The sequence below is a fragment of the Nostoc sp. genome, assembly GCF_036919575.1.
GTDB lineage: Bacteria > Cyanobacteriota > Cyanobacteriia > Cyanobacteriales > Nostocaceae > Nostoc.
Window position 1 is genome coordinate 75,275 of the sequence record NZ_JBALBY010000074.1, and the last position, 20,588, is coordinate 95,862.

Here is a 20,588-nt window from a genome sequence, read left to right on the forward strand (position 1 = left end):
TTTTGTACCGTTACCCCATAATTGGTGGACGCTGATCTTCTTCTAAGTAGCTTAATATTTTCGCAATTCTATTCTCCCAAGAAAATTGCTGGGCAAAATCTATACTAGCTGCATAACCCTCTATTTTTCGGGGATAGGTTTCTAAAGTATGTTGAATAGATTGGGCAAGTTTATGCGGGTTATCTGGTGTACACCAACTAGCAATTAAAGGAGATGTCTTGAATTCCATTAAAGGTGGAATCTCAGTTGCAACTATGGGAGTGCCAGCAGCCATATACTGAAAAAACTTAACTGGATTTGTGAAATCTGCTGATTTTCCAGCGCAGTGAGGATGAACCAAAATATCAGCTGCTTGAAACAAGCTAACTAATCGTTCCCGTGGAAGTATCCAGCCTAAGAATTTAACGTTTTCTACATTTTTATCTCTGGCTATTTGTTGATATGCTTGTACTTGTGCTTCTGTACCTCCTGTAATGACAAACTGAATTTCTGGCAATTCTTTAGCAGAATCAATTAAGAGATCAACCCCTTTGAAATGATACAAAGCGCCGGAATAGACAACTAAATACTTACATCCATTTATGAGTAATTCTTGACGCCATGTTTCGGCGTCTTGGGGCTGTCTAACTGAAAATGATTGATTGAATCCGTTATGTAGCCAAACGACTTTTTTCGGTGGCATTCCATATTCTATTAAGCTTTGGCGGATGGGTTCCGACTGAGTTATGGCTATTTTAAAGTAGGGGCTGTGGACAATTTCCGGCTCAAATTTTTGGTCTTGAAAGTAGTGACGTTCATAGATAGTAGGAATCTTATTTTTGACTGCGGCTTTGACAAAGTTCCAATCTCGCGTGTGAACAACTTTAGCATTAGGGCGGATATGAATCGGTAAATAATATTTGGTTACTACTGTACTGGAGTTAGTAAATTTACCACCTATTTGATCAATAGGCCAAGGCATTGGCAATGGAGCAATTTTGAGCTTTTCTTGAACATCGTAAAATTCTATAAATTCTCTGCCGGGTCTTTTGGGTTGATCAGGATAAATTAACGATAGGAGATTCACAGAATGTTTTTTATCTGGATAGATTAAAACTGAAGAATAGCCTAAGTTAGCTGCTGCATTGGCACAAAGAACATCATGAATTTCGTGTGCTGTATCCGGTTGTAGTGATGGCTCTCCGGTGTAAAAAATATATTGATTTTTTTTTGAATAATTTATCATTGTTTTGGATGATAGGTTTTTCCAGATTTTGTTAAAAATACTTTTGTTAATTGCATTAACTAAAATTAAACTCTATTTTCAAAAAGCTTTAATGTATCTAGTAGGTAAACAGCAGAGTGATAAGATTCTGCAATTAATCGATTTTGTTTTTCGGGTTCGGATTCTAATTTATCGACTAGCAAGTGCAGAGAGCTAAGGAGGGGATAGAGACGTGTGTGAAACTCATTCGAGATATAACTAAAGTTTTGATAGTGGTTATTTTCATTTTGATTTTGGTCTATATCTGACGAAAACTGCTGGTTAATTTTCAGGTTAACCACATCGCTGAAGACATCAATAGCGTTGAGAACTCTTAAGGCTGAATTGTATGATTCGTCAATTAATTCCTGCCGCTCTTCGGAATTGTCTACCAGATCATCAACTAATAGTCCGAGGAAACCAATCATGGAGTTAAGCCTTGTCCGCAGTTCGTGAGAAATTTGGTTAAAGTTGGGATTAGTTCTGGTGGAAATTTCCGGCTGATCGGTAAATTGCATTGAGTAGAGGCGTGAGTAGTAACTACCTTTTTGTAAAAGTTGTTCATGGGTGCCGATTTCTACTACACTTCCTTGGTCTAAGACGGCGATTTGATCGGCTTTTTGGACTGTGGAAAGGCGGTGAGCGATTACTAGGGTGGTGCGATCGCGGCTTAGGTTATCGAGTGCAGATTGTACTAAGCGCTCCGAAACAGTATCTAAAGCGCTGGTGGCTTCATCTAAAATCAGAATTTCGGGATTTTGCAGCAGGGCGCGAGCGATCGCTAATCTTTGTCTTTGTCCACCAGATAGCATCACGCCGCGATCGCCAATCTCCGTATCAAATCCCTGGGGTAATTTACTAATAAACTCATAAGCGTTTGCTCGCTTTGCGGCTGCGAGAATTTCATCATCATTAGCCTCTGGTCGCCCATAAGCAATATTGTTCCGCACCGAATCATTAAAAAGAAAGGTATCTTGACTGACAATTCCCATCGCCTGACGCACCGATTTCAAATCGAAATCTCGCAAATCTATTCCGTCTAGGGTAATACAGCCAGATGTGGGGTCATAAAATCTCGGTAAGAGGTCTGCCATTGTTGATTTACCAGCACCAGAACTACCCACCAAAGCCAGAGTAGTACCGCGTGGTAAATATAAATCTACGTCTTGAAGTACTATATTTTTATGATTAGGGTAGGAAAAACAAAGATTCTTAAAATGCACTCCCTCTTTTAATTTCTCATAAGGAATCATCCCGGTACTCATGAACGGCTTATTATCTTGTCGTAAAAAATCAGCGACAATATCCACGCTAGAAGCAGTATTAGCAAAGCTACTCCGAAGAGTATTTAACTGAGAAATAAACGGTAGCAGTCGCAATAGCAACAATAGATATGTAATCAAAACGGCTGAGACGGAACTAATCTGATCGGCAAATAAGCTGCGACCCAAAAAGACAATCACTATTAAGGCTATAATGCCCGTCACCTCGCTAACTGGTGTAATCGCCTCAGAATTCACCTGGGACTGAAAATCTGCTTTTTCTCGGTCACGAATTAGCTTTTGAATCCGTTTATATTCTCTGTCTTCATTTCCAGTTGCCTTTACTAGGCGAATTCCATTTAGCATTTCTAACACAGAAATGGAATATGCTTTAGACATCTCCGAAAGTTGGGCACCAAAATCTCTTGAGCGATAAATTGCATACTGATTTACGAACGTCACTAAAGTTAGCAACATTGTAGTGGCAATGGTCAACTGCCAGGAAATTGACAGCAACAAAGCCACAAAAACTAAAATCGTAATTGCCAGTATAATTAACCTGATCACACCGCCTATAGCACTTGCAGCACGACTAATTTCTCCCCCAAGGCTGTTGATTAGATCACCAACTTTGGTTTTGCTATAATAATCTATGTCAATATCTAGTAATAACTTCAACCCTGCTTCTCGCATATCTGATGTCAACGTCCGCGTTAAAGAACTCGACACCAAACTACCGATATAGCTAGTTAAATTTTTTAAAACAATTGTAAATATAATTGAGCCAGCCATCACCGCTAGCCGGTAATTTTCTGGAACATGATCAAAGGGAGAGACAATAGCTTTAATAATTGGTGGCGCACCTGTTAAATCGACAGGTTGACCCACTATTTGAAGAATTACTGGCACAATCAGTGTCGTACCCACACCGTTAAATAAAGCGCTAGAAAATCCGAACAAGATTGTAAAAAATATCCTAGCTGGATAAGGTTTAGCAAATTTTACTAGTAGTTTGCTGTTAGACATTGGGAATTTAGATTATAAATTTAGAATTTGATCGCGGCAAGAAACAATGTTATACAACTTCTGTCAATTTCTAGCTATTCTTACATATAGATATACTATGCCTGTTACGAGATTTTCAATTGAGTTAAATCTAAACGAACCACAGAGACAAGGCAGTGCGTTGGGGAGCCAGTCCGTTGCGGGGGTTCCCCCCGTTGAAGGAACTGGCGTCGGGTTCCCCGACTTGTTCGCGCAGCGTCTCCCCTTGGGAGAAGCAACTGCCGCGCAGAGAACACAGAGAGAGGAGAAATAGAGAGGATTTTTGCTTCAGTTTTGGGATATTTTTTTATTTGTCAGTCCCTTAATCATAGGTTTATAATCATGCACTATCCTCACAAACGAGAAATTAACTCAGATAAGGTAGATGCCATAGCTTCTAAGCTGTACTTTTCTAAACATCTTTCTCTAGCCTTTCTACCTCGCTCTTTTGCTTGTTCTACATCAGCAAATATCAGTTGAATTTGTGCAGCAATTTGTTGGGGACAACTAGGATCAACTAAATAACCAGTTTCTGCTAAAATTTCGGGAATGTCTCCCACTCGTGTGGATAACACAGGTTTAGCCATTGCCATCCCATCTGTTAACTTCAGAGGAAATTGGGCACGAGCAATCGCGCTATCTCGCTGGGGAACAACTACAACGTGAGCAGCTGCTACAACCTCAGGCATAACCTCTACAGGACATTTTGGCAACTTGATAATCCAGCGTCCCCATTTTTGAATCAGCTGCTCATCATAATCATCATAAGGACTGCCTCCCACAATTACCAATTTTAAATCTTGCTGATTCAACTGATCTAACGCTATTAAGACATCTTCAACTCCCTTGTGAGGTCTTGGCGCACCAGGAAACATGAGAACTCGATACTTCGCCAAACCATAACGCTCTCTGCTGACCTCTGGGTTATATTTCTCAGGGTCAAACATGGCGGTATCTTTGCCATTAGGTAAATAAACACCTCCAAAGCGGTCTTGAAGAAACTCAGTATCGATCGTAATCCCATTGGCACGAGATACTAAACTTTCCATCCACTGGAGATAAAGTGGATGATCGGGAAATCTCAATGCACCATTTTTCTTAAAAATGTCCCTGCCAAATTGCTTAAGACTGGCGCGATACTTCCATTCAAAACCTCCATGCCAGCTAAGTTCCCAGTCATCCATATCTAAAAGCAAAGGACGACGACTAGCTAATTTATGCAGTAGAGACACACCAAAACTTGTTGGTTTAGGTTTGACTGCATAAATAATGTCCCCATCTAATTTTTGCCAAAGTTTTTTAGCTGAAGTAAAAAACTCAGGATAGTTTGTACCATCAATAGCAACTACTGGTATCCCTACTGGAGGAATCGTATATAATTCCTCACCAAATAAAAATCCGACAATCTCAACTTCATAGTCGATTTTTTTTAGAACTTGAGCTAGTAAAAACGCTCTAACTGAGCCTCCTCCAGACAAGTCACTCACAACTAACGAAACTTTTCCTTTCATATATTAGTTGCTTTATTCACTACTGATATAACTACTTTTTGGCTTTTTGAACAAGTTGATGAACTGGGAAAAAATCGAGATAATTTTTTGCGATCGCGGGCCTCTATATTTTTCATATAATACAAAACTGGGAATAATTAGCCGAGTTTGATAAATTAGCTTGAGTAAATAGCTATGATTAACTTTGATTTTTCTATTTAATAAGTAGAAAGGAGGGGAAAACATTTTAATTAGCCGAGCAAAATTATCTTGCTCTTTTTCTCTAATTGCTTCTTTAAGCAAAAAATCTATACCTACTTGGCATAAAGGGATTAAGTCATGATGCTTACTACACACTGTCTCGTATAACAAAATATAATAAGCTTTCATATAAGACCAGTTATTAGTTCTATTAGACTGATGTTTTGTATAATATGCTCCGAGCATCGGTGTGTAGACAAAATTAACATTAGCAATTAAAAGGTCTATTGTAAAATCTCTATCTTGCAGAGCTTTTAAACGCTCATCAAATATTTTTTTATCCTGCACATCTCTACTCATCAATAGACATTGCTGAAGTAAGGGAAATGGAGAATCAGCTAGAAAATCAGGGATGAGTAATCGCTCAATCAATTGCTCTCTTGATAAAGAACCAACTATATTTTCCTCTCTGTTGATAATTTGCTGTTCTCTGTCTATAAATACCCGTTCATAATCTGTATAAAAAACAGTATTTTCTTGAACATCCAAGGCATTTAAATGATCTAATTGAAACCTAATTTTATCTTCGTGAATCCAATCATCTCCATCTAGAAACTGAATCCACTTACCTTGTGCCTGTTTAAAGCCAAAATTCCGACTTGAAGATACTCCGCCATTTTCTTTATAGAAGTAGCTGACTCTTGAATCTAGACTGAGCAATTGTTGAGCAACTTCTTGTGTATCATCAGTAGAGCCATCATCTACCATAATACATTCAAGGTCAGTAAATGTTTGTGATAGTACGCTTTTAACTGAGCGTTCTAGGTAGCTGGCTTGATTAAAACAGGTAACAACGATTGAAACAAGTGGAGTCATTGATTAAACACTCTTCTTGTTGAAAAGGTATAGTTCAAAATTCACGCCGGAGAAAAATAAGTATTGGGAAATAAACTAAGTTGGTATTTTGATTAAGATATTGGCACGCTGCAAGTAATATTTGAGGAGTGCTGTATAGATGCGATCCATTGATGGCAATGCATACTTTTTCTCAGGTTCACCGTCATGTGAACCCCAGATTACTGGGAAAGGATTTGGTTCCCAGACAAAGAGGTTTCTCTGTTCGTCATAGCTGTAATCAAAAGCCATAAAATCAAAACCTAATGCTTTGCGTGCCTGCTGCAAAAGATGATGATTGGGGTCTTCTCCACTGAAATAAGCAATTTCCTCTGCTATTATTGATTCATTAATTACGCGATTATCGTTGTCGCGTACTTCCCAAGATTTGGAAACCATTAAAGGGCCAGGGATACCTTCATCTCCCATAGCGAAGTAGCGATACTTACGATACAGACCATCTTCTCCCTTAACATCCAGAAATTCTACTGCAATGGGGGCAAGCATCTTTTCAAAAGGGATGTTTTCCAAGTCATCGAGATTTTGGACGAAAAAGATTTGGCAGCCATGCACCCAGTCTTCACGAATAAAGAAGGGAGTTGACAATCCTCCTTGTGTCTTTTTGAAAGTTTCTACATCAGTAATCGGCACTGTTTTGGCGGTGCGAATGCCCTCTACGCTACCAATCTTCTGTGCTGCCAATGATTTAATTGAATTTGAGAGGTTATCAATGGAATTAACAATGGGAATGTTGCGTTTTTTACATTCTGCTTCTATTGGCTGGGCATATTGATAAATATACGGAAATCTTTCTTTGAGGGGATCTTGTAGCCAAGGTATAAATAGTGCATAGCGATCCCAGTCATTTATCTCACAAGGGAGATAATGAAGTTCAAACAGATGTGCTGCCTCAGGTACATTTTGACTAACCCAATAAAGAAAGTAGTCATTGTATGTAGACTGGTGATCTGCCTGTCGCACAACCAGGATGCGCTGAGGATATCGGACGTTGTTCACGGCGTCCCGGATTGCTGAAATTACCTGTTGCCGAAATTCTTTGTACATAGAGGGTTTGTGACGTTAATATAGTCCTGGATGAAATTTTGATCGGGTGTGGGATATTCGGCGCTAAAAATCTTAGTTGATTTTTATTGACAAAACTTTCTCAGTGTTATTATTCGATAAATAAGGTTTTATAGACTAGAAAATGGTTTTAATATAGGCTATCTCTTACTTTTGAAGTTTTTCAGATTAAGGAGGAATCAGCCTTTAATTTGTGATGAATTATGGTAAAGGGTATATTTTTAGTTAACCCTAGATATCAAGTTTCAATAAAAGCCTAGATAAAGCTAACGTCATATTGGCTAGTTCGTCTACCGAAATTTCACATATAAATGATATTTTTTGATACTGAATATCTACTCATAACAGAGGCATAACAGAGGCAAAGGTAATGCAGGTAATCCGTCTTGAGGCACTCTCAGACAACTATATATTTTTGCTGTACGATGCACGGCAACGTATTGCGGCTGTTGTCGATCCAGCTGAGGCTCAACCAGTATTAGAGAAACTGGCAGAATTAAAAGCTGAGTTGGTAGCAATTTTCAACACGCACCACCATAACGATCATGTGGGTGGCAATAAGCAGTTAATAGGAAAATTCCCCCAAGTGATAGTTTACGGGGGAACCGAGGATCGTGGTAGAATTCCGGGACAGCAAGTGTTTTTGCAAGAAGGCGATCGCGTCCAGTTTGCAGACCGCATAGCTGAAGTTATCTTCGTTCCCGGACATACCCGCGCTCACATCGTTTACTACTTCCCCCCCGAAAAAGTTGGTGAGACAGGCGATTTATTTTGCGGCGATACCTTGTTTTCAGGCGGTTGCGGTCGCTTGTTTGAAGGAACACCGACCCAAATGGTGGATTCTTTAAGCAAACTGCGATCGCTACCCGATGATACACGCGTCTGGTGCGCCCACGAATACACCTTAAAAAATCTCCAATTTGCCCTAACTGTGGATAGTGACAACGCCGACTTACAAAGGCGCTTCAATGAAGTGAAGGCTTACCGTAGTCGAGGAGAAGCTACCATACCGTCACTGCTGGGAGTGGAGAAGCGCACCAATCCCTTTTTACGTTGGGATCAGCCATCATTACAATTAACTGTTAAGAGTAGCGATGGAGTGCAAACCTTTGCGCGGATACGAGAAATGAGAAATAACTTTTAGGCATTGGGCATTGGGCATGGGGCATGGGGCATTGGGCATTGGGCATGGGGCATGGGGCATTGGGCATTGAGCATGGGGCATTGGGCATTGGGCATTGGGCATTGGAGAAAAGTCTATCTCCCTCATCTCCCTCATCTCCCTCATCTCCCTCATCTCCTCCACTCCCTCATTCCCCCATTCCTTCAATTTTCTAGCGCTAATAGTTGCGATCGCACCCTTCCTTTCGCTACGATCTGTAAGCTTTAGGGTATTAGTCCAAGAAGCTTGGAATACAGCAGTGAGCTATGCTGCCCAAACCCAAATTAATCAGATTTTACAGGAAAAACAAAAACCGATGGCGAAACGTGTGCAGTTAGTTTTAAATCAGGATATCAGCAAGCTGGGAAAATCTGGCGACTTAGTGGAAGTAGCTCCTGGCTACGCTCGTAATTATCTGATTCCCCAAAAATTGGCAACCAATGCCACTCCTGGTATTCTCAAGCAAGTAGAACGTCGTCGTGAGCAAGAGCGCCAACGGCAATTAGAACTCAGACAACAAGCTCTTGAGCAAAAAGAATCTTTAGAAAAAGTTGGCAGCTTGATAATTGCCAAGCCAGTTGGTGAAAACGAAGCAATTTTCGGTACTATCACCACCCAAGATGTTGTAGATGCAATTAAGGCAGCTACTGGTCAAGAAATTGATCGGCGTGGCATTACCATCCCCGATATTAATCACCTTGGTACTTATCAAGCCGAAATTAAGCTGCATTCGGAAGTAGCGGCGCAAGTGAATATTCAAGTAGTCGCTAGCTAACTCAGGAGGGGACGCGGAGATGAGGGGGATGAGGGAGATGAGGGGGATGAGGGAGATGAGGGAGCAAGGGAAGTAAAGGTGAAAATAACTCTTAACTCCTAACTCTTAACTCCTAACTCTTAACTCCTAACTCCCGACTAACTCCTAACTCCCGACTAACTCCTAACTCCTAACTCTTAACTCCTAACTCCTAACTCCTAACTCCAAACTCTTAACTCCTAACTCCTAACTCCTAACTCCTAACTCCCATACCCCCGACTAGCTTTCATCTCAAACTAAAATCGTTTATGGCTGAAGAATTGAGTTTTCAAGGCGATGGTAGCGATGCCTACGGCGGTAAACTACGCCTCCCACCACAAAATATTGAGGCGGAAGAAGCGATTTTGGGGGGTATTTTACTAGATCCAGAAGCGATTAGTCGAGTTAGCGATCGCCTCCTTCCCGAAGCTTTTTACATTAGCGCTCACAAAGATATTTATCAAGCAGCTGTGAGGCTCCACGCCCAAGGTAAAGCCACAGACTTACTCTCAGTCACAAGTTGGCTAACTGACCATGATATCCTTGCTCGCATTGGTGGCAGAAATAAGTTAGCAACTCTGGTAGACCGCACAGTGTCAGCCGTGAACATCGACGCCTTAGCCGGGTTAGTGATGGACAAATACCTGCGGCGGCGCTTAATAAAAGCTGGTAATGAAATTGTACATTTAGGTTATGAGACAGAAACTGAATTACCAATTGTTTTAGATCAGGCAGAACAGAAAGTATTCGGCGTTACTCAAGAGCGTCCCCAATCGGGTTTAGTTCATATTTCTGATACTCTAATTAATAATTTCCAGGATATTGAAGATCGAAATCAAGGCATCGCCTTACCTGGGATTCCCTGCGGATTTTACGATTTAGATGCCATGACCGGCGGCTTTCAGCGTTCTGATTTGATTATTGTCGCTGCTAGACCGGCAATGGGAAAGACAAGCTTTTCGATGAATATTGCCCAATATATTGCCAATTACGAAATTATTATCAAGCGTGATAACATTGACGAGCGGAAGAAACTACCAGTTGCTATTTTCAGTTTGGAAATGTCCAAAGAGCAACTGACACAACGTCTATTAGCTAGCGAAGCGCATATTGAAAGTAGTTATCTGCGGACTGGACGCCTGAGCCAAACACAGTGGGAACCTTTAAGCCGTGCTATTGGTATCCTTTCTGAGATGCCGATTTATATTGACGACACGCCGAATATTACAGTTACACAAATGCGTAGTCAGGCAAGAAGACTACAAGCAGAACAAGGAATACTGGGTTTGATTGTAATAGATTACTTGCAATTGATGGAAGGAGCAGGTGATAATCGAGTTCAAGAATTATCAAAAATTACACGTCAACTCAAAGGTTTAGCGCGTGAATTATCTGTACCAATTATTGCTTTATCTCAGTTGAGTCGAGGGGTGGAAGCACGCACTAACAAGCGTCCGATGTTGTCAGATTTGAGAGAGTCGGGTTGTTTAGCAGGCGATAGTTTGGTGACATTACCAGATAGCGGACTGCAAGTACCAATTAGGGAATTAGTAGGTAAATCTGGTTTTGCAGTTTGGGCGTTGAACGAAGCTACAATGCAGCTAGAAAAGGCAATTGTTAGCAATGCTTTTTCCACAGGTACGAAGCCTCTGTTTACTTTAACAACTCGATTGGGTCGAAAAATCCGTGCCACAGGTAATCACAAGTTTTTAACAATTAATGGCTGGAAAAGACTTGATGAATTAACTCCTAAACAACATCTATGTTTACCAAGACATCTCCCCAACCCTGGTAAACAAACTATGACTTATGCCGAGGTTGCATTATTAGGACATTTAATTGGCGACGGTTGTACATTGCATAGTCTTGCCATACAGTACACTACCAGAGAGATAGATTTAGCTCAGAATGTTGCTTTCTTGGCAACAGAAGTTTTTGGAGATTCAATTGTTCCTAGAATTTCACCTGAACGTCACTGGTATCAAGTTTACTTGTCCGCAGCACAACGTCTAACTCATAGTGTGAGAAATCCAATAGCCAAATGGCTAGACTCTCTGGGTGTTTTTGGTTTAAGGTCTTACGAAAAATTTGTACCTCAAGAATTGTTCTCACAACCGCAAGAGTTAATAGCCTGCTTTCTAAGACACCTTTGGAGTACAGATGGTTGTATCAAGTTAGTTGCAGGAAAAAAGCCAAGACCTATTGCATATTATGCAAGCAGTAGTGAGAGACTAGCTTTTGATGTACAGACGCTTTTATTAAGACTTGGCATTAATGCAACACTCAAGATAGTTCCTCAATTGGGCAAAGGTAGAAACCAGTATCATGTAAAAATCACTGGTAAGCCTGACCTTGAGTTATTTATTCAAAACGTTCGAGCAGTAGGAGAATATAAGCTAGGTTCATTGCAACAAATTGCTGAACACCTTGAAAGCTGCATTCATAACACTAACAGAGATATAATTCCCAAAGATGTTTGGAAAACACAGGTTGTACCTGCAATGCAATCTGTTGGCTTGACCACACGGCTATTACATTCCTCTATTGGAGTTTCGTATTGTGGCTCTACTCTTTACAAGGTAAATTTAAGTCGAGAAGAAGCTCTAAAAGTCGGCAACGTTGTTCAATCATCTAAACTGGTTACTCTTGCCAAAAGTGATGTTTATTGGGACGAGATACTTTCAATTGAATATACTGGCGAGGAAGAAGTCTTTGATCTTACAGTTCCTAGTTTGCATAATTTTGTTGCGAATAATATTATTGTTCACAATTCCATTGAACAAGACGCGGATTTAGTAATAATGTTATACCGTGATGAATACTATTCTCCCGATACACCCGATCGCGGGATTGCAGAAGTGATCATAGCTAAACACCGCAACGGACCTACAGGTACTGCGAAACTTTTGTTCAATCCACAATTTACAAAGTTTCAAAATTTAAAAATTTAGCCAGATCAAATAATTATTGGACTTACGTATTGACAAGAAACACCAAATATGTATAAGGTGAAAAACCACATCTTTCGCAAGGGTAAAGCGCATTGCTAAACCCCTACAGCAAGCCCTATTTACGATCAAAGGATAATTAAGAAAAGCCTGAAACTCTACGCGATCGCAATCCTTTTGTATTGAGAGGAAAAGTGCGATCGCTATACACGACGGTTTCATCCATTTTTTCGATGCAGTCAGCAGTTAGATAAGGATTTCTTTAGCTCCACATCTTGAGAATTAAGGGATTACTTGATTTTCATCACAAAGAGAGACGATCTGATTTACAAAAGCTTTGAGTTCTGGACAGGACTGAATAGCAATCATAAGATCATTGTCCTTCAAAATCTTTGTCCCATGAATAGGCTTATCATAATCTTGGCGTCCTCCTGATTTGAAAATTTCCTTGATCCAGTATGAAGGAGGTTTTTGGTGATTCACAGTTTCGGGAGAACCACTAGGAGCAGAGCGATTATGTTTTGCTAAGGATTGGATAGTTTTCCAGTATGGAAGAAGCCATGTTTCAAAGTCATGTAGTGCTGTGTGTGGATAAAATCTGGGGTTGTTACCAACCCACTCCATCATTTGGGCTTTAGCATCAGCCGCATCTTGAAAATCGTTAGTTCCTGTATAAACGTCTGTGAGCGCAATTACTGCATCATAAGCACTATTGCCAGTTAGTAAATTTTCAACTACACGCCTGAGTTTTTCTTCTTTAGGAATTCGACCATGTTGAGGAATAAACTTGAGTCTTGGCATTTGTTGCCCTAAACGAGTTTGGAGAAACTCACGCAGTTTTTCTTTAAAAGCTACCTCAGTAGCCCCTTCAACCAAAATAGCAATCTTCATGGACGCCCACCCATCAAATTCATTCCCCAAACTTGATCAAGGGTGTAATCTGCCAACCACTTATCCAGATCAAGAGTATCAGCCCAAGTCATCCTGGCCTCACCTTCTTCAAGGTCACAAATTAGAACCTCATTTGGTTTAAGAAATCTAATCAGCCGATCTGAATGTGTTGCTACTATAAGCTGCGTGTGTTTTGAAGCTTCTCTCATTAAATATGCTAAATGTCTCAAAAGTTCGGGATGTAAGCTGACTTCTGGCTCATCTAGCAGAGTGATTGTTGTTAAGCTTTGGCTTTGCAGAAGAGTAACTAACCAAAGGAAGCGCAGTGTCCCCTCTGATAGCTCATGCACATATATCGGCTGAGAGAAATTTCTATCTGTCCAAGTCATGGAAATAGTTCCTGCGGCAACTGGAGGAAAGTTTAACCGCTCAAAATCTGGAAATGCTGTAGAAATAACATTTTCAACCATTTCAAAGCGATCTCTATCAGTTTCCCGAAGATCATAAAGACAGGAAACTAAATCTTCACCGCTTGCACCAGGTAGCTTCGCAGGACGCATTTGTTGAGGTAAGCGAATTGGACTTTTCTCTGAAACATCAAGTGCCCCGTAATAAGTACAAGAAGCAAGGCTTTTTCTCAAGTTTTCAGGCTCACGATACATCTTAGGAACTTGGGAAAGCGATGTTTCAAGATAATTATGTTCCCAGTTTGGTCTTAAAAGTCCGCTACCTTCCTGAAAATATTTAATGTCCAAGCTATGCGATTCAATATACTTAAATGGCTCAGGTTTACTTGGATTCCTCTGCTGCGTTAAAGTTTCATTTCTAATTTCATAAGACAAACCTTTAGGAGACAATGTTAAACTATATTTTAAAGGTTTTTCTTCTGGCACTTTCATTGAAACTGAGATTTCAAGTTCCTGCGCTTTGCCTCTAGTCAAAATTTCGTTTAAACCACCTTTAAACTGCAATGTCTCTTGTAACTTGCCATTGGCTGAAGCAGCTAGTGTTGAAAGAATATCTAAGAAAGAGGTTTTTCCTGCCCCATTCGCACCAATCATCACAATCAGATCCCTCATCTCAAGTTCGACTTGGCAAAGACGGCGAAAACCTCTTACCGATATGTTTTCAAATCTATCCATACAGCTAACCACTATAATTGACAATAGTTAAACTTGCTTAAGAACTAAGATTCAAGTAATCCCCAGTATATCTCCGAAGAGCTTGAGCAAAGCATATACAGCAGAATTCAGGAGCGGAGCCGGAGACGCTCCGCCTCCGCTCAGAATTCAGAAGTAAAACAGGCTTTATGCCTGGCTTTGAGACGAATCGTTGTGTACTCCACTTTCCTTGAAATCTGCTATAATCATAAAACTGTATTAATTTTCCTCGTTTTCCAGGGGGCTAGAGGAAAGTAAAACTGGGACTTAAGTAACTGGGGTGGCTTCCACTTCACCAGTCTGGGGATTATAACTTACTTCCAGGACGGTATCCATTACATCTGCACCCATTCGCGCAGCTATTTCTGGGCAGGGCTTGCTGGCATGGGTGTTAACTTGGATATTATCTTTTTTCTCCAAGCTGACTTCTTGACGCCCATATTTCAGGACAGTTGACATCCAAACTAACTCGTCCATAAACCTTTCCATGCGGCGAATGTAGGTTGGTTTGTCAATCAAATTGCCCGACTGATCAAATAGTTTCTGAACGTTGCTAAAGTTGAGGTCATAGAAAATAGTCACTAGCCCCAATTCCCGCATTACAGGTAAAAGGTTTTGGATTACCCTTGTACCACCAAAAGGCCCCGCCGAAACGCCACACAGACCAACGGCTTTATGAATGTACTCTTTAAGGCAGGTGTCAAGTACGTGCTTGAGCAAACCCGGATAACCGTGGTTATACTCTGGTGTAACAATAATTAATCCATCTGCTCGTTCAATGGTTGCAGAAAACTGAGGGTCTTTGAGGGATTCTCCGGCATCATTTGTAGCGATCGCCATTTCTCTAATATCAATAAGTTCGGTTTCCAGGCGATCGCGTGTTGCAACCTGCTCAACAATAAATTTAGCAACATATTCACTTTGGCGACCTTGACGGGGAGTGCCAAGGATAACTGGAATAAATAGAGATGAATTTGGCATAGTTTTTTCTCCCTACTGTTCTTGATAGTTCCAAAGTAGTCCACCATCCACAAAGAAAGTGCTACCTGTAATCTAGTCATACCATTTCACACAAACCCTGATACATATAGATTTCTCGTAGGGGCACAGCATTGCTGTGCCCCTACCAACGTATTTGTATCATTATTAAACTGAAACGGTATAAGCCAGTTTGTTGCAGTTTATTCCTGAAAAATGACTAGATAATTTTGTTTGTAGTTGGTGCTTTACCGCTAAAGCGCCAACAGGGAAAGAGAGAAATAACTCCTAACTCCTAACTCAGCACTAGGTGATTACAGTTGGCTGTTCTCGTCCAGTGAATTTACGGATTTGAGCTATCTCTTCAGCAAGAGTGATTAAAGAAGCAAGTGCTTGCTGTGATTCCAGGTCATGTTTGGCGGAATCTGGCTCGTAGCTTTCTAGATAAACTCTGAGGGTTGCACCTTGAGTCCCCGTCCCAGAAAGTCGCACCACAATCCGGGAGCCATCGGTAAAACCAATGCGAACACCTTGTTGATCGCTAATGCTGCCATCAACGGGGTCGGTATAACTAAAGTCATCACTGTATTCAACTTGATAGTTACCAAACTGCTTGCCTTTGAGGGTTGGCAATAAGGAACGCAGTCTTTCGATTAAGGTGTTAGCTGGCTCTATCTCTATCCCTTCATAGTCATGACGGGAATAATAATTGCGTCCATAGGTCTGCCAGTGTTCCCGGACAATTTGCTCAACAGATTGCTGCCGGACTGCTAGGATATTCAGCCAGAACAGCACAGCCCATAACCCATCTTTTTCGCGGATGTGGTTAGAGCTGGTACCAAAGCTTTCTTCACCGCAGAGAGTCGCTTTACCCGCGTCTAAGAGATTGCCGAAGAACTTCCAACCAGTGGGCGTTTCATAGGATTCAATTCCAATCTGAGCGGCAACTCGATCTACTGCTTGACTAGTAGGCATCGATCGCGCTACCCCGGCTAAACCCGAACTATAACCAGGGACTAGCTTGGCGTTTGCAGCTAACACTGCGAGGCTATCGCTAGGTGTGACAAAGAACTTACGCCCTAAGATCATATTGCGATCGCCATCTCCATCAAAAGCTGCCCCAAAGTCTGGCGCATTCTCTCCGTACAAAATATCTACCAACTCATGAGCATAAACTAGATTTGGGTCAGGGTGTCCACCGCCAAAGTCTTCTAAGGGTGTACCATTCCGCACGGTTCCCACTGGTGCGCCCAAACGTTGCTCAAAAATCGCATGGGCATAGGGGCCAGCTACCGCGTGTAAGGCATCGATGCTGATCCGAAAATTTCCTCTTGTCAACAGTTGGTGAATGCGTTCAAAATCAAACAGCGACTCCATTAACTCTTCATAATCCTGTACGGAGTCAATCACCTCAACTACCGTCTCTCCCAAATGTGACTCACCCAAGGTTTCTAAATCTACATCTGGTGCTTCCAGAATTTGGTAGCTATCGATCGCTTTACTGCGATCGTAGATCGCCTCTGTCACCTTTTCCGGCGCTGGTCCACCGTTGCTAATGTTATATTTCACACCAAAGTCACCATTCGGCCCGCCCGGATTATGACTAGCAGATAAGATGATGCCGCCAATAGCTTGGTACTTACGAATAATCGCAGAAGTCGCAGGAGTAGACAAAATCCCCCGTTGACCAACTTTAATCAGCCCAATGCCATTGGCCGCAGCCATTTTCAAAATGATTTGAATGGCTGGGCGATTGTAATAACGACCATCACCACCCAGGACTAGGGTTTGTCCTCGCAAGTCCCCTACAGAATCGAAGATGGATTGGGTAAAATTTTCCAGGTAGTGGGGCTGCTGAAAATCCTTCACTGCTTTCCGCAGCCCAGAAGTACCGGGCTTTTGGTCAGAGAAAGGAGTAGTAGAGACTTTACGTATGTTCATAGATAATGTTCACCAAGGCATTTTTCTCTTACAGCTTTGCATAAGTTCGTGACAAAAAAAATTGTCCCGTAGTCAGACAAATAGAACTACGGAGACAAAAGAGGCTATTCCCGATGAATTGGAAAACGCCGTCTATGTATAGGTTGACGTGCTTCATCTCCAGTAGTTGGCGCTGGTGGTGAATTATTTTGCAGAATTGCAATTTCCCTCTGTGCATCTTGATAACTATCTTGTTCTCCTTGCTGTTGAAATAGTTTTGCAGCTTTTTGAAAATCTGCGATCGCACCCTGTTGATTTTTCTGTTTGCTGCGAATCACACCCCGGTTATAGTAGGCTGAAGCATTGTTAGCATTAATTGCGATCGCTCGTGAATAATCCTGATTTGCAGCTTTTTTATTTCCTAGTTCGAGATAGGCGTTACCACGGTTGTTGTAAGCAGCGACATTATTAGGATCTAGTTTCAGTGCTGCGGTATAATCTTCAATAGCGCCTTGATAATCTCCGAAAGAAAAGCGGTGAATACCTCTGTGAGTATAAGCTGCAATAAATTTAGGATCAATCTGTAAAATAGTGTTGTAATCTTGAGTAGCTTCGAGTTTATCTCCCAAATCACTGTAAACATCACCACGATTAAGATAGGCTTCTATGTATTTGGGATTGATGCTAATTGCGTGCGTATAATCTTTAATTGCTATATATTTTTGTTTATTAATAGATTGAGTTAAACCCCTTTGATAATAAGCTTTGGCATCACTAGGATTAATCTTAATTACTCGATCAAAATCTTGAATTGCTGCTTGTATAAGTTTGAGGCGACGGCGGAGAATCCCTCGCTGCAAGTAAGTTTCAGTATACTGAGGTTTGAGAGCGATCGCTTTGCTAAAATCTGCCATTGCTCCTTTATTATCCTTCAGTTGAGCAAGGGCTAAACCCCGGCCATAGTAAGCATAAGCATTTTTAGGATTTAACTTAATCGCTTGGGTATAGTCTGCGATCGCTTCTTTATACTTGCCTAATTCCGAAAAAGCAAATCCTCGATCAAAATAGGCGTTAGCATTTTGAGGATTGAGCAAAATCGCTTGGCTAGAGTCTGCTTGTGCTTGCTCATAGTCTCCTAATCGATAATAAGCATTGCCTCGCTTATTATAAGCCAAAGCGTTTTGCGGATCTAATTTAATAGCCTGATTGAAATCTTCAACTGCTCCTTCATAGTTTCCGGCGTCATATTTATTTACTCCCTCTTGATATAATTTTTGTTCAGCATCACTTACAGGTTTTGGCGATTGCAAAAACCACGCTCCAATAACAAGTGTGATACAGCCAGCTAGCCCCATTAGAATTAGTAATAATTTTTTATGATGCTGTTTTTGTTGGTCGTCATCAACACTTGTTAACCTTTTCAGATCGTCTAAAACTTCAGTTGCATACTGGTAGCGTTTACGATAGTCTAAACGCACCATTCTATTAATAATTGCTACTAATTTTCTGTTAACTTTTAGATTTTTGTCACGCCAAACGATTTCACCTGTTAGCTGATGTTTCTGACTTCGCAAATTAAATATTTCGTTTGTTGGTAAACCTTTAAGTGCTGCGATCGCAACGATACCTAAAGCATATATATCACTGTTATATTTCAGGTTGCCGTTAACTTGTTCTATTGGCATATATTCGAGATTATCAACGGTATTAGTGATGGCTTCATTAAAAGTACCAAAATTAACCAAAACTAACTTTTCATCTGACTCCCGGCGAATAATATTTGCTGGTTTGATATCCCGATGAATCACACCATAGCTATGTACAAGCACCAAAATTTCTAATATCTCTGATAAAAGACTAATTACTTGTTCTTCCCTCAGAGGTTGTCCCTGGATAATGTCATCACTTAAAGGATTCCCAGGTATGAATTCTTGGACTATATAGAATTCTTCATTTTCTTCAAAACAAGCAATTAGCTTTTGAATTTGATCGTGTTTGTGTCCTAGTTTTTCTAAAGTTGCTGCCTTACTCCTAAACAAGCGGCGTAGGATTGTTAAACTTTGAGGATTGCTACTAGGATGACATAACTGCTTTACTATAAATTGGCTGCGAGGAAGATTAGCATCTTCAACTAGATAGGTTTTCCTCTTTTCACCATCATTGAGAACTTTTAGTATTCGATAATGTCCATCTAGCAAATGACTATTCATCAATATAAATATAGTCTGATAAATTGTTTGATTATAGCTTAGGTGTTATTCATGTTAAAAATGAGATAAATGTGTAGACTGCTACAGCGTGTCTCTACAATCTGCTTAACGGAACAACGAAAAAATCAGCTTTTTAAGCCTATCTCCGCTTAGGGGGGACTGACAAATAAAAAAATACTCAATTACTTCTTGTGGGGTGGGCATCTTGCCCGCCCGTATAGAAAGGCGGGCAAGATGCCCACCCCACAATATTGGGTAATTTATTTGTTGTCAGTCGCGGGATAGATTTAGAGAGGGGTCAGACCAAATCTATCGAACTCACGTTAACATTGCAGGTCGATGTTATGCCATTGTAAGTTGATGTTATGCCATTGCAAGTCGATGCTATGCCATTGCAGGTCGATATTATGCCATTGCAGGTCGATGCTATGCCATTGCAGGTCGATATTATGCCATTGCAGGTCGATGCTATGTCATTGCAGGTTGATACTATGCCATTGCAGGTCGATGCATTAGCAATGCAAGAAAAAAATATAGCAGTCCTATTTGAGTTGTGAAAAATATAGATTAGGAAACGAACCGCAAAGGACGCAAAGGACGCAAAGGAAGGAAATAATAAAGAGAGATGTAATTTTCACGAATGATTTAGGACTGCTATAGTACCCGTATCCACAACAAAAAGGGAGTTAGAGTCAGGTTTTACGCTGGCACGACAAATTTCTCGCTACCAGCTAGTTCAAAGGCTGCATGAATGGCTTGCAAAGCTTTAACACCTTGCTCTTGTGCCACGACACAACTAATTTTTATTTCTGAGGTGGCAATCATTTGAATATTAATTTGTTGTTGAGCTAAAGCTTCAAACATTTTAGCAGCAACACCTGGTTGTCCCAGCATACCTGCACCGACAATACTCACCTTAGCGATCGCACTATCTAAAACAACTTCACCCCATCCTAATTCTGCTGCTACTTGGGTAAGCATTTTTTTTGCATTTTCCCCGTCTATCCGCGAGACTGTAAAAGCAATATCTCGCCTGGGAACACCATCAATCACCCGACAGCGCTGAGATTGGATAATCATATCAACGCTAATATTATGCTGCGCTAATAATCCAAATAATTTTGCCGCCATCCCCGGACGATCTGGCAATTGGCGAATAGCAAGACGCGCTTGATTCAAATCGAGGGCGACACCGCGAACGGGGGGAGTGGGGGGAGTGGGGGATGAGGGGGATGAGGGGGATGAGGGGGATGAGGGGGATGAGGGGGATGAGGGGGATGAGGGGGATGAGGGGGATGAGGGGGATGAG

The 20,588-nt window shown here is 41.1% G+C and carries 16 protein-coding genes; 5 read left to right on the forward strand and 11 right to left on the reverse strand.

Features of this window, described 5'->3' with window-relative positions:
• Positions 1-10 precede the first annotated feature (10 nt).
• From V7K27_RS19610 to V7K27_RS19630, 5 genes are all read right to left on the reverse strand, one after another.
• Positions 11-1,225: a glycosyltransferase family 4 protein gene (locus V7K27_RS19610; protein WP_334949756.1), complete on the reverse strand. Its 1,215-nt coding sequence runs from the start codon at positions 1,223-1,225 to the stop codon at positions 11-13.
• Positions 1,226-1,290: 65 nt separating this feature from the next.
• Positions 1,291-3,531 (reverse strand): ATP-binding cassette domain-containing protein, encoded by a 2,241-nt coding sequence (locus V7K27_RS19615; protein ID WP_334949757.1) that lies wholly within the window; start codon positions 3,529-3,531, stop codon positions 1,291-1,293.
• A 371-nt stretch (positions 3,532-3,902) separates the two neighbouring features.
• Entirely contained in the window at positions 3,903-5,060 is a 1,158-nt protein-coding gene (locus V7K27_RS19620; RefSeq protein ID WP_334949758.1) for a glycosyltransferase family 4 protein, read from the reverse strand.
• 12 nt (positions 5,061-5,072) lie between these two features.
• Positions 5,073-6,116 (reverse strand): glycosyltransferase family 2 protein, encoded by a 1,044-nt coding sequence (locus tag V7K27_RS19625; RefSeq protein WP_334949759.1) that lies wholly within the window; start codon positions 6,114-6,116, stop codon positions 5,073-5,075.
• A 75-nt stretch (positions 6,117-6,191) separates the two neighbouring features.
• Positions 6,192-7,199 carry a hypothetical protein gene (locus V7K27_RS19630; protein ID WP_334949760.1) on the reverse strand — a complete coding sequence of 336 codons (1,008 nt, stop codon included), beginning with the start codon at positions 7,197-7,199 and terminating at the stop codon, positions 6,192-6,194.
• Between the two features lie 388 nt (positions 7,200-7,587).
• Here V7K27_RS19630 and gloB point away from each other — a divergent pair, with 388 nt between their 5' ends.
• The 4 genes from gloB to V7K27_RS19650 all read left to right on the forward strand — a co-directional run bounded on the left by gloB (position 7,588) and on the right by V7K27_RS19650 (position 12,123).
• On the forward strand, positions 7,588-8,361 hold the full coding sequence (gene gloB / locus V7K27_RS19635) for a hydroxyacylglutathione hydrolase (RefSeq protein WP_334949761.1): 774 nt from the start codon (positions 7,588-7,590) through the stop codon (positions 8,359-8,361).
• A gap of 23 nt (positions 8,362-8,384) precedes the next feature.
• Positions 8,385-8,555, forward strand: a complete 171-nt coding sequence (locus V7K27_RS19640) for a hypothetical protein (RefSeq protein WP_334949762.1) — start codon at positions 8,385-8,387, stop codon at positions 8,553-8,555.
• Between the two features lie 140 nt (positions 8,556-8,695).
• Positions 8,696-9,154 carry a 50S ribosomal protein L9 gene (gene rplI, locus V7K27_RS19645; protein WP_334949775.1) on the forward strand — a complete coding sequence of 153 codons (459 nt, stop codon included), beginning with the start codon at positions 8,696-8,698 and terminating at the stop codon, positions 9,152-9,154.
• 287 nt (positions 9,155-9,441) lie between these two features.
• Positions 9,442-12,123, forward strand: a complete 2,682-nt coding sequence (locus tag V7K27_RS19650) for a replicative DNA helicase (RefSeq protein ID WP_334949763.1) — start codon at positions 9,442-9,444, stop codon at positions 12,121-12,123.
• Positions 12,124-12,402: 279 nt separating this feature from the next.
• Here the strand turns inward: V7K27_RS19650 and V7K27_RS19655 are convergent, their stop codons facing one another.
• From V7K27_RS19655 to V7K27_RS19675, 5 genes are all read right to left on the reverse strand, one after another.
• Positions 12,403-13,011 (reverse strand): DUF4276 family protein, encoded by a 609-nt coding sequence (locus V7K27_RS19655; protein WP_334949764.1) that lies wholly within the window; start codon positions 13,009-13,011, stop codon positions 12,403-12,405.
• The gene (locus V7K27_RS19660) at positions 13,008-14,153 is read right to left on the reverse strand and encodes an AAA family ATPase (protein WP_334949765.1); all 1,146 of its coding nucleotides are present in this window, start codon (positions 14,151-14,153) and stop codon (positions 13,008-13,010) included. Before V7K27_RS19660 ends, V7K27_RS19655 begins: the two co-directional genes overlap by 4 nt.
• Positions 14,154-14,438: 285 nt before the next feature.
• On the reverse strand, positions 14,439-15,152 hold the full coding sequence (locus tag V7K27_RS19665) for an NADPH-dependent FMN reductase (RefSeq protein ID WP_334949766.1): 714 nt from the start codon (positions 15,150-15,152) through the stop codon (positions 14,439-14,441).
• 303 nt (positions 15,153-15,455) lie between these two features.
• Complete coding sequence (locus V7K27_RS19670) at positions 15,456-17,090, reverse strand: alpha-D-glucose phosphate-specific phosphoglucomutase (protein ID WP_334949767.1); 1,635 nt, start codon at positions 17,088-17,090, stop codon at positions 15,456-15,458.
• A gap of 104 nt (positions 17,091-17,194) precedes the next feature.
• On the reverse strand, positions 17,195-19,279 hold the full coding sequence (locus tag V7K27_RS19675; RefSeq protein ID WP_334949768.1) for a tetratricopeptide repeat protein: 2,085 nt from the start codon (positions 19,277-19,279) through the stop codon (positions 17,195-17,197).
• Positions 19,280-19,644: 365 nt separating this feature from the next.
• On the opposite strand from V7K27_RS19675, the gene V7K27_RS19680 reads away from it, so the two are divergent.
• Entirely contained in the window at positions 19,645-19,836 is a 192-nt protein-coding gene (locus V7K27_RS19680) for a hypothetical protein (protein WP_334949769.1), read from the forward strand.
• Positions 19,837-19,978: 142 nt separating this feature from the next.
• Here the strand turns inward: V7K27_RS19680 and V7K27_RS19685 are convergent.
• Positions 19,979-20,588: ACT domain-containing protein (locus V7K27_RS19685; protein WP_334949770.1), on the reverse strand; the 610-nt coding region annotated here is incomplete at its 5' end.

Coding starts and splice junctions, on each gene's coding strand:
- V7K27_RS19610 (WP_334949756.1), bottom strand. CDS start 1,225: ATGATAAATTATTCAAAAAAAAATCAATATATTTTTTACACCGGAGAG.
- V7K27_RS19615 (WP_334949757.1), bottom strand. CDS start 3,531: ATGTCTAACAGCAAACTACTAGTAAAATTTGCTAAACCTTATCCAGCT.
- V7K27_RS19620 (WP_334949758.1), bottom strand. CDS start 5,060: ATGAAAGGAAAAGTTTCGTTAGTTGTGAGTGACTTGTCTGGAGGAGGC.
- V7K27_RS19625 (WP_334949759.1), bottom strand. CDS start 6,116: ATGACTCCACTTGTTTCAATCGTTGTTACCTGTTTTAATCAAGCCAGC.
- V7K27_RS19630 (WP_334949760.1), bottom strand. CDS start 7,199: ATGTACAAAGAATTTCGGCAACAGGTAATTTCAGCAATCCGGGACGCC.
- gloB (WP_334949761.1), top strand. CDS start 7,588: ATGCAGGTAATCCGTCTTGAGGCACTCTCAGACAACTATATATTTTTG.
- V7K27_RS19640 (WP_334949762.1), top strand. CDS start 8,385: ATGGGGCATTGGGCATTGGGCATGGGGCATGGGGCATTGGGCATTGAG.
- rplI (WP_334949775.1), top strand. CDS start 8,696: ATGGCGAAACGTGTGCAGTTAGTTTTAAATCAGGATATCAGCAAGCTG.
- V7K27_RS19650 (WP_334949763.1), top strand. CDS start 9,442: ATGGCTGAAGAATTGAGTTTTCAAGGCGATGGTAGCGATGCCTACGGC.
- V7K27_RS19655 (WP_334949764.1), bottom strand. CDS start 13,011: ATGAAGATTGCTATTTTGGTTGAAGGGGCTACTGAGGTAGCTTTTAAA.
- V7K27_RS19660 (WP_334949765.1), bottom strand. CDS start 14,153: ATGGATAGATTTGAAAACATATCGGTAAGAGGTTTTCGCCGTCTTTGC.
- V7K27_RS19665 (WP_334949766.1), bottom strand. CDS start 15,152: ATGCCAAATTCATCTCTATTTATTCCAGTTATCCTTGGCACTCCCCGT.
- V7K27_RS19670 (WP_334949767.1), bottom strand. CDS start 17,090: ATGAACATACGTAAAGTCTCTACTACTCCTTTCTCTGACCAAAAGCCC.
- V7K27_RS19675 (WP_334949768.1), bottom strand. CDS start 19,279: ATGAATAGTCATTTGCTAGATGGACATTATCGAATACTAAAAGTTCTC.
- V7K27_RS19680 (WP_334949769.1), top strand. CDS start 19,645: ATGCCATTGCAAGTCGATGCTATGCCATTGCAGGTCGATATTATGCCA.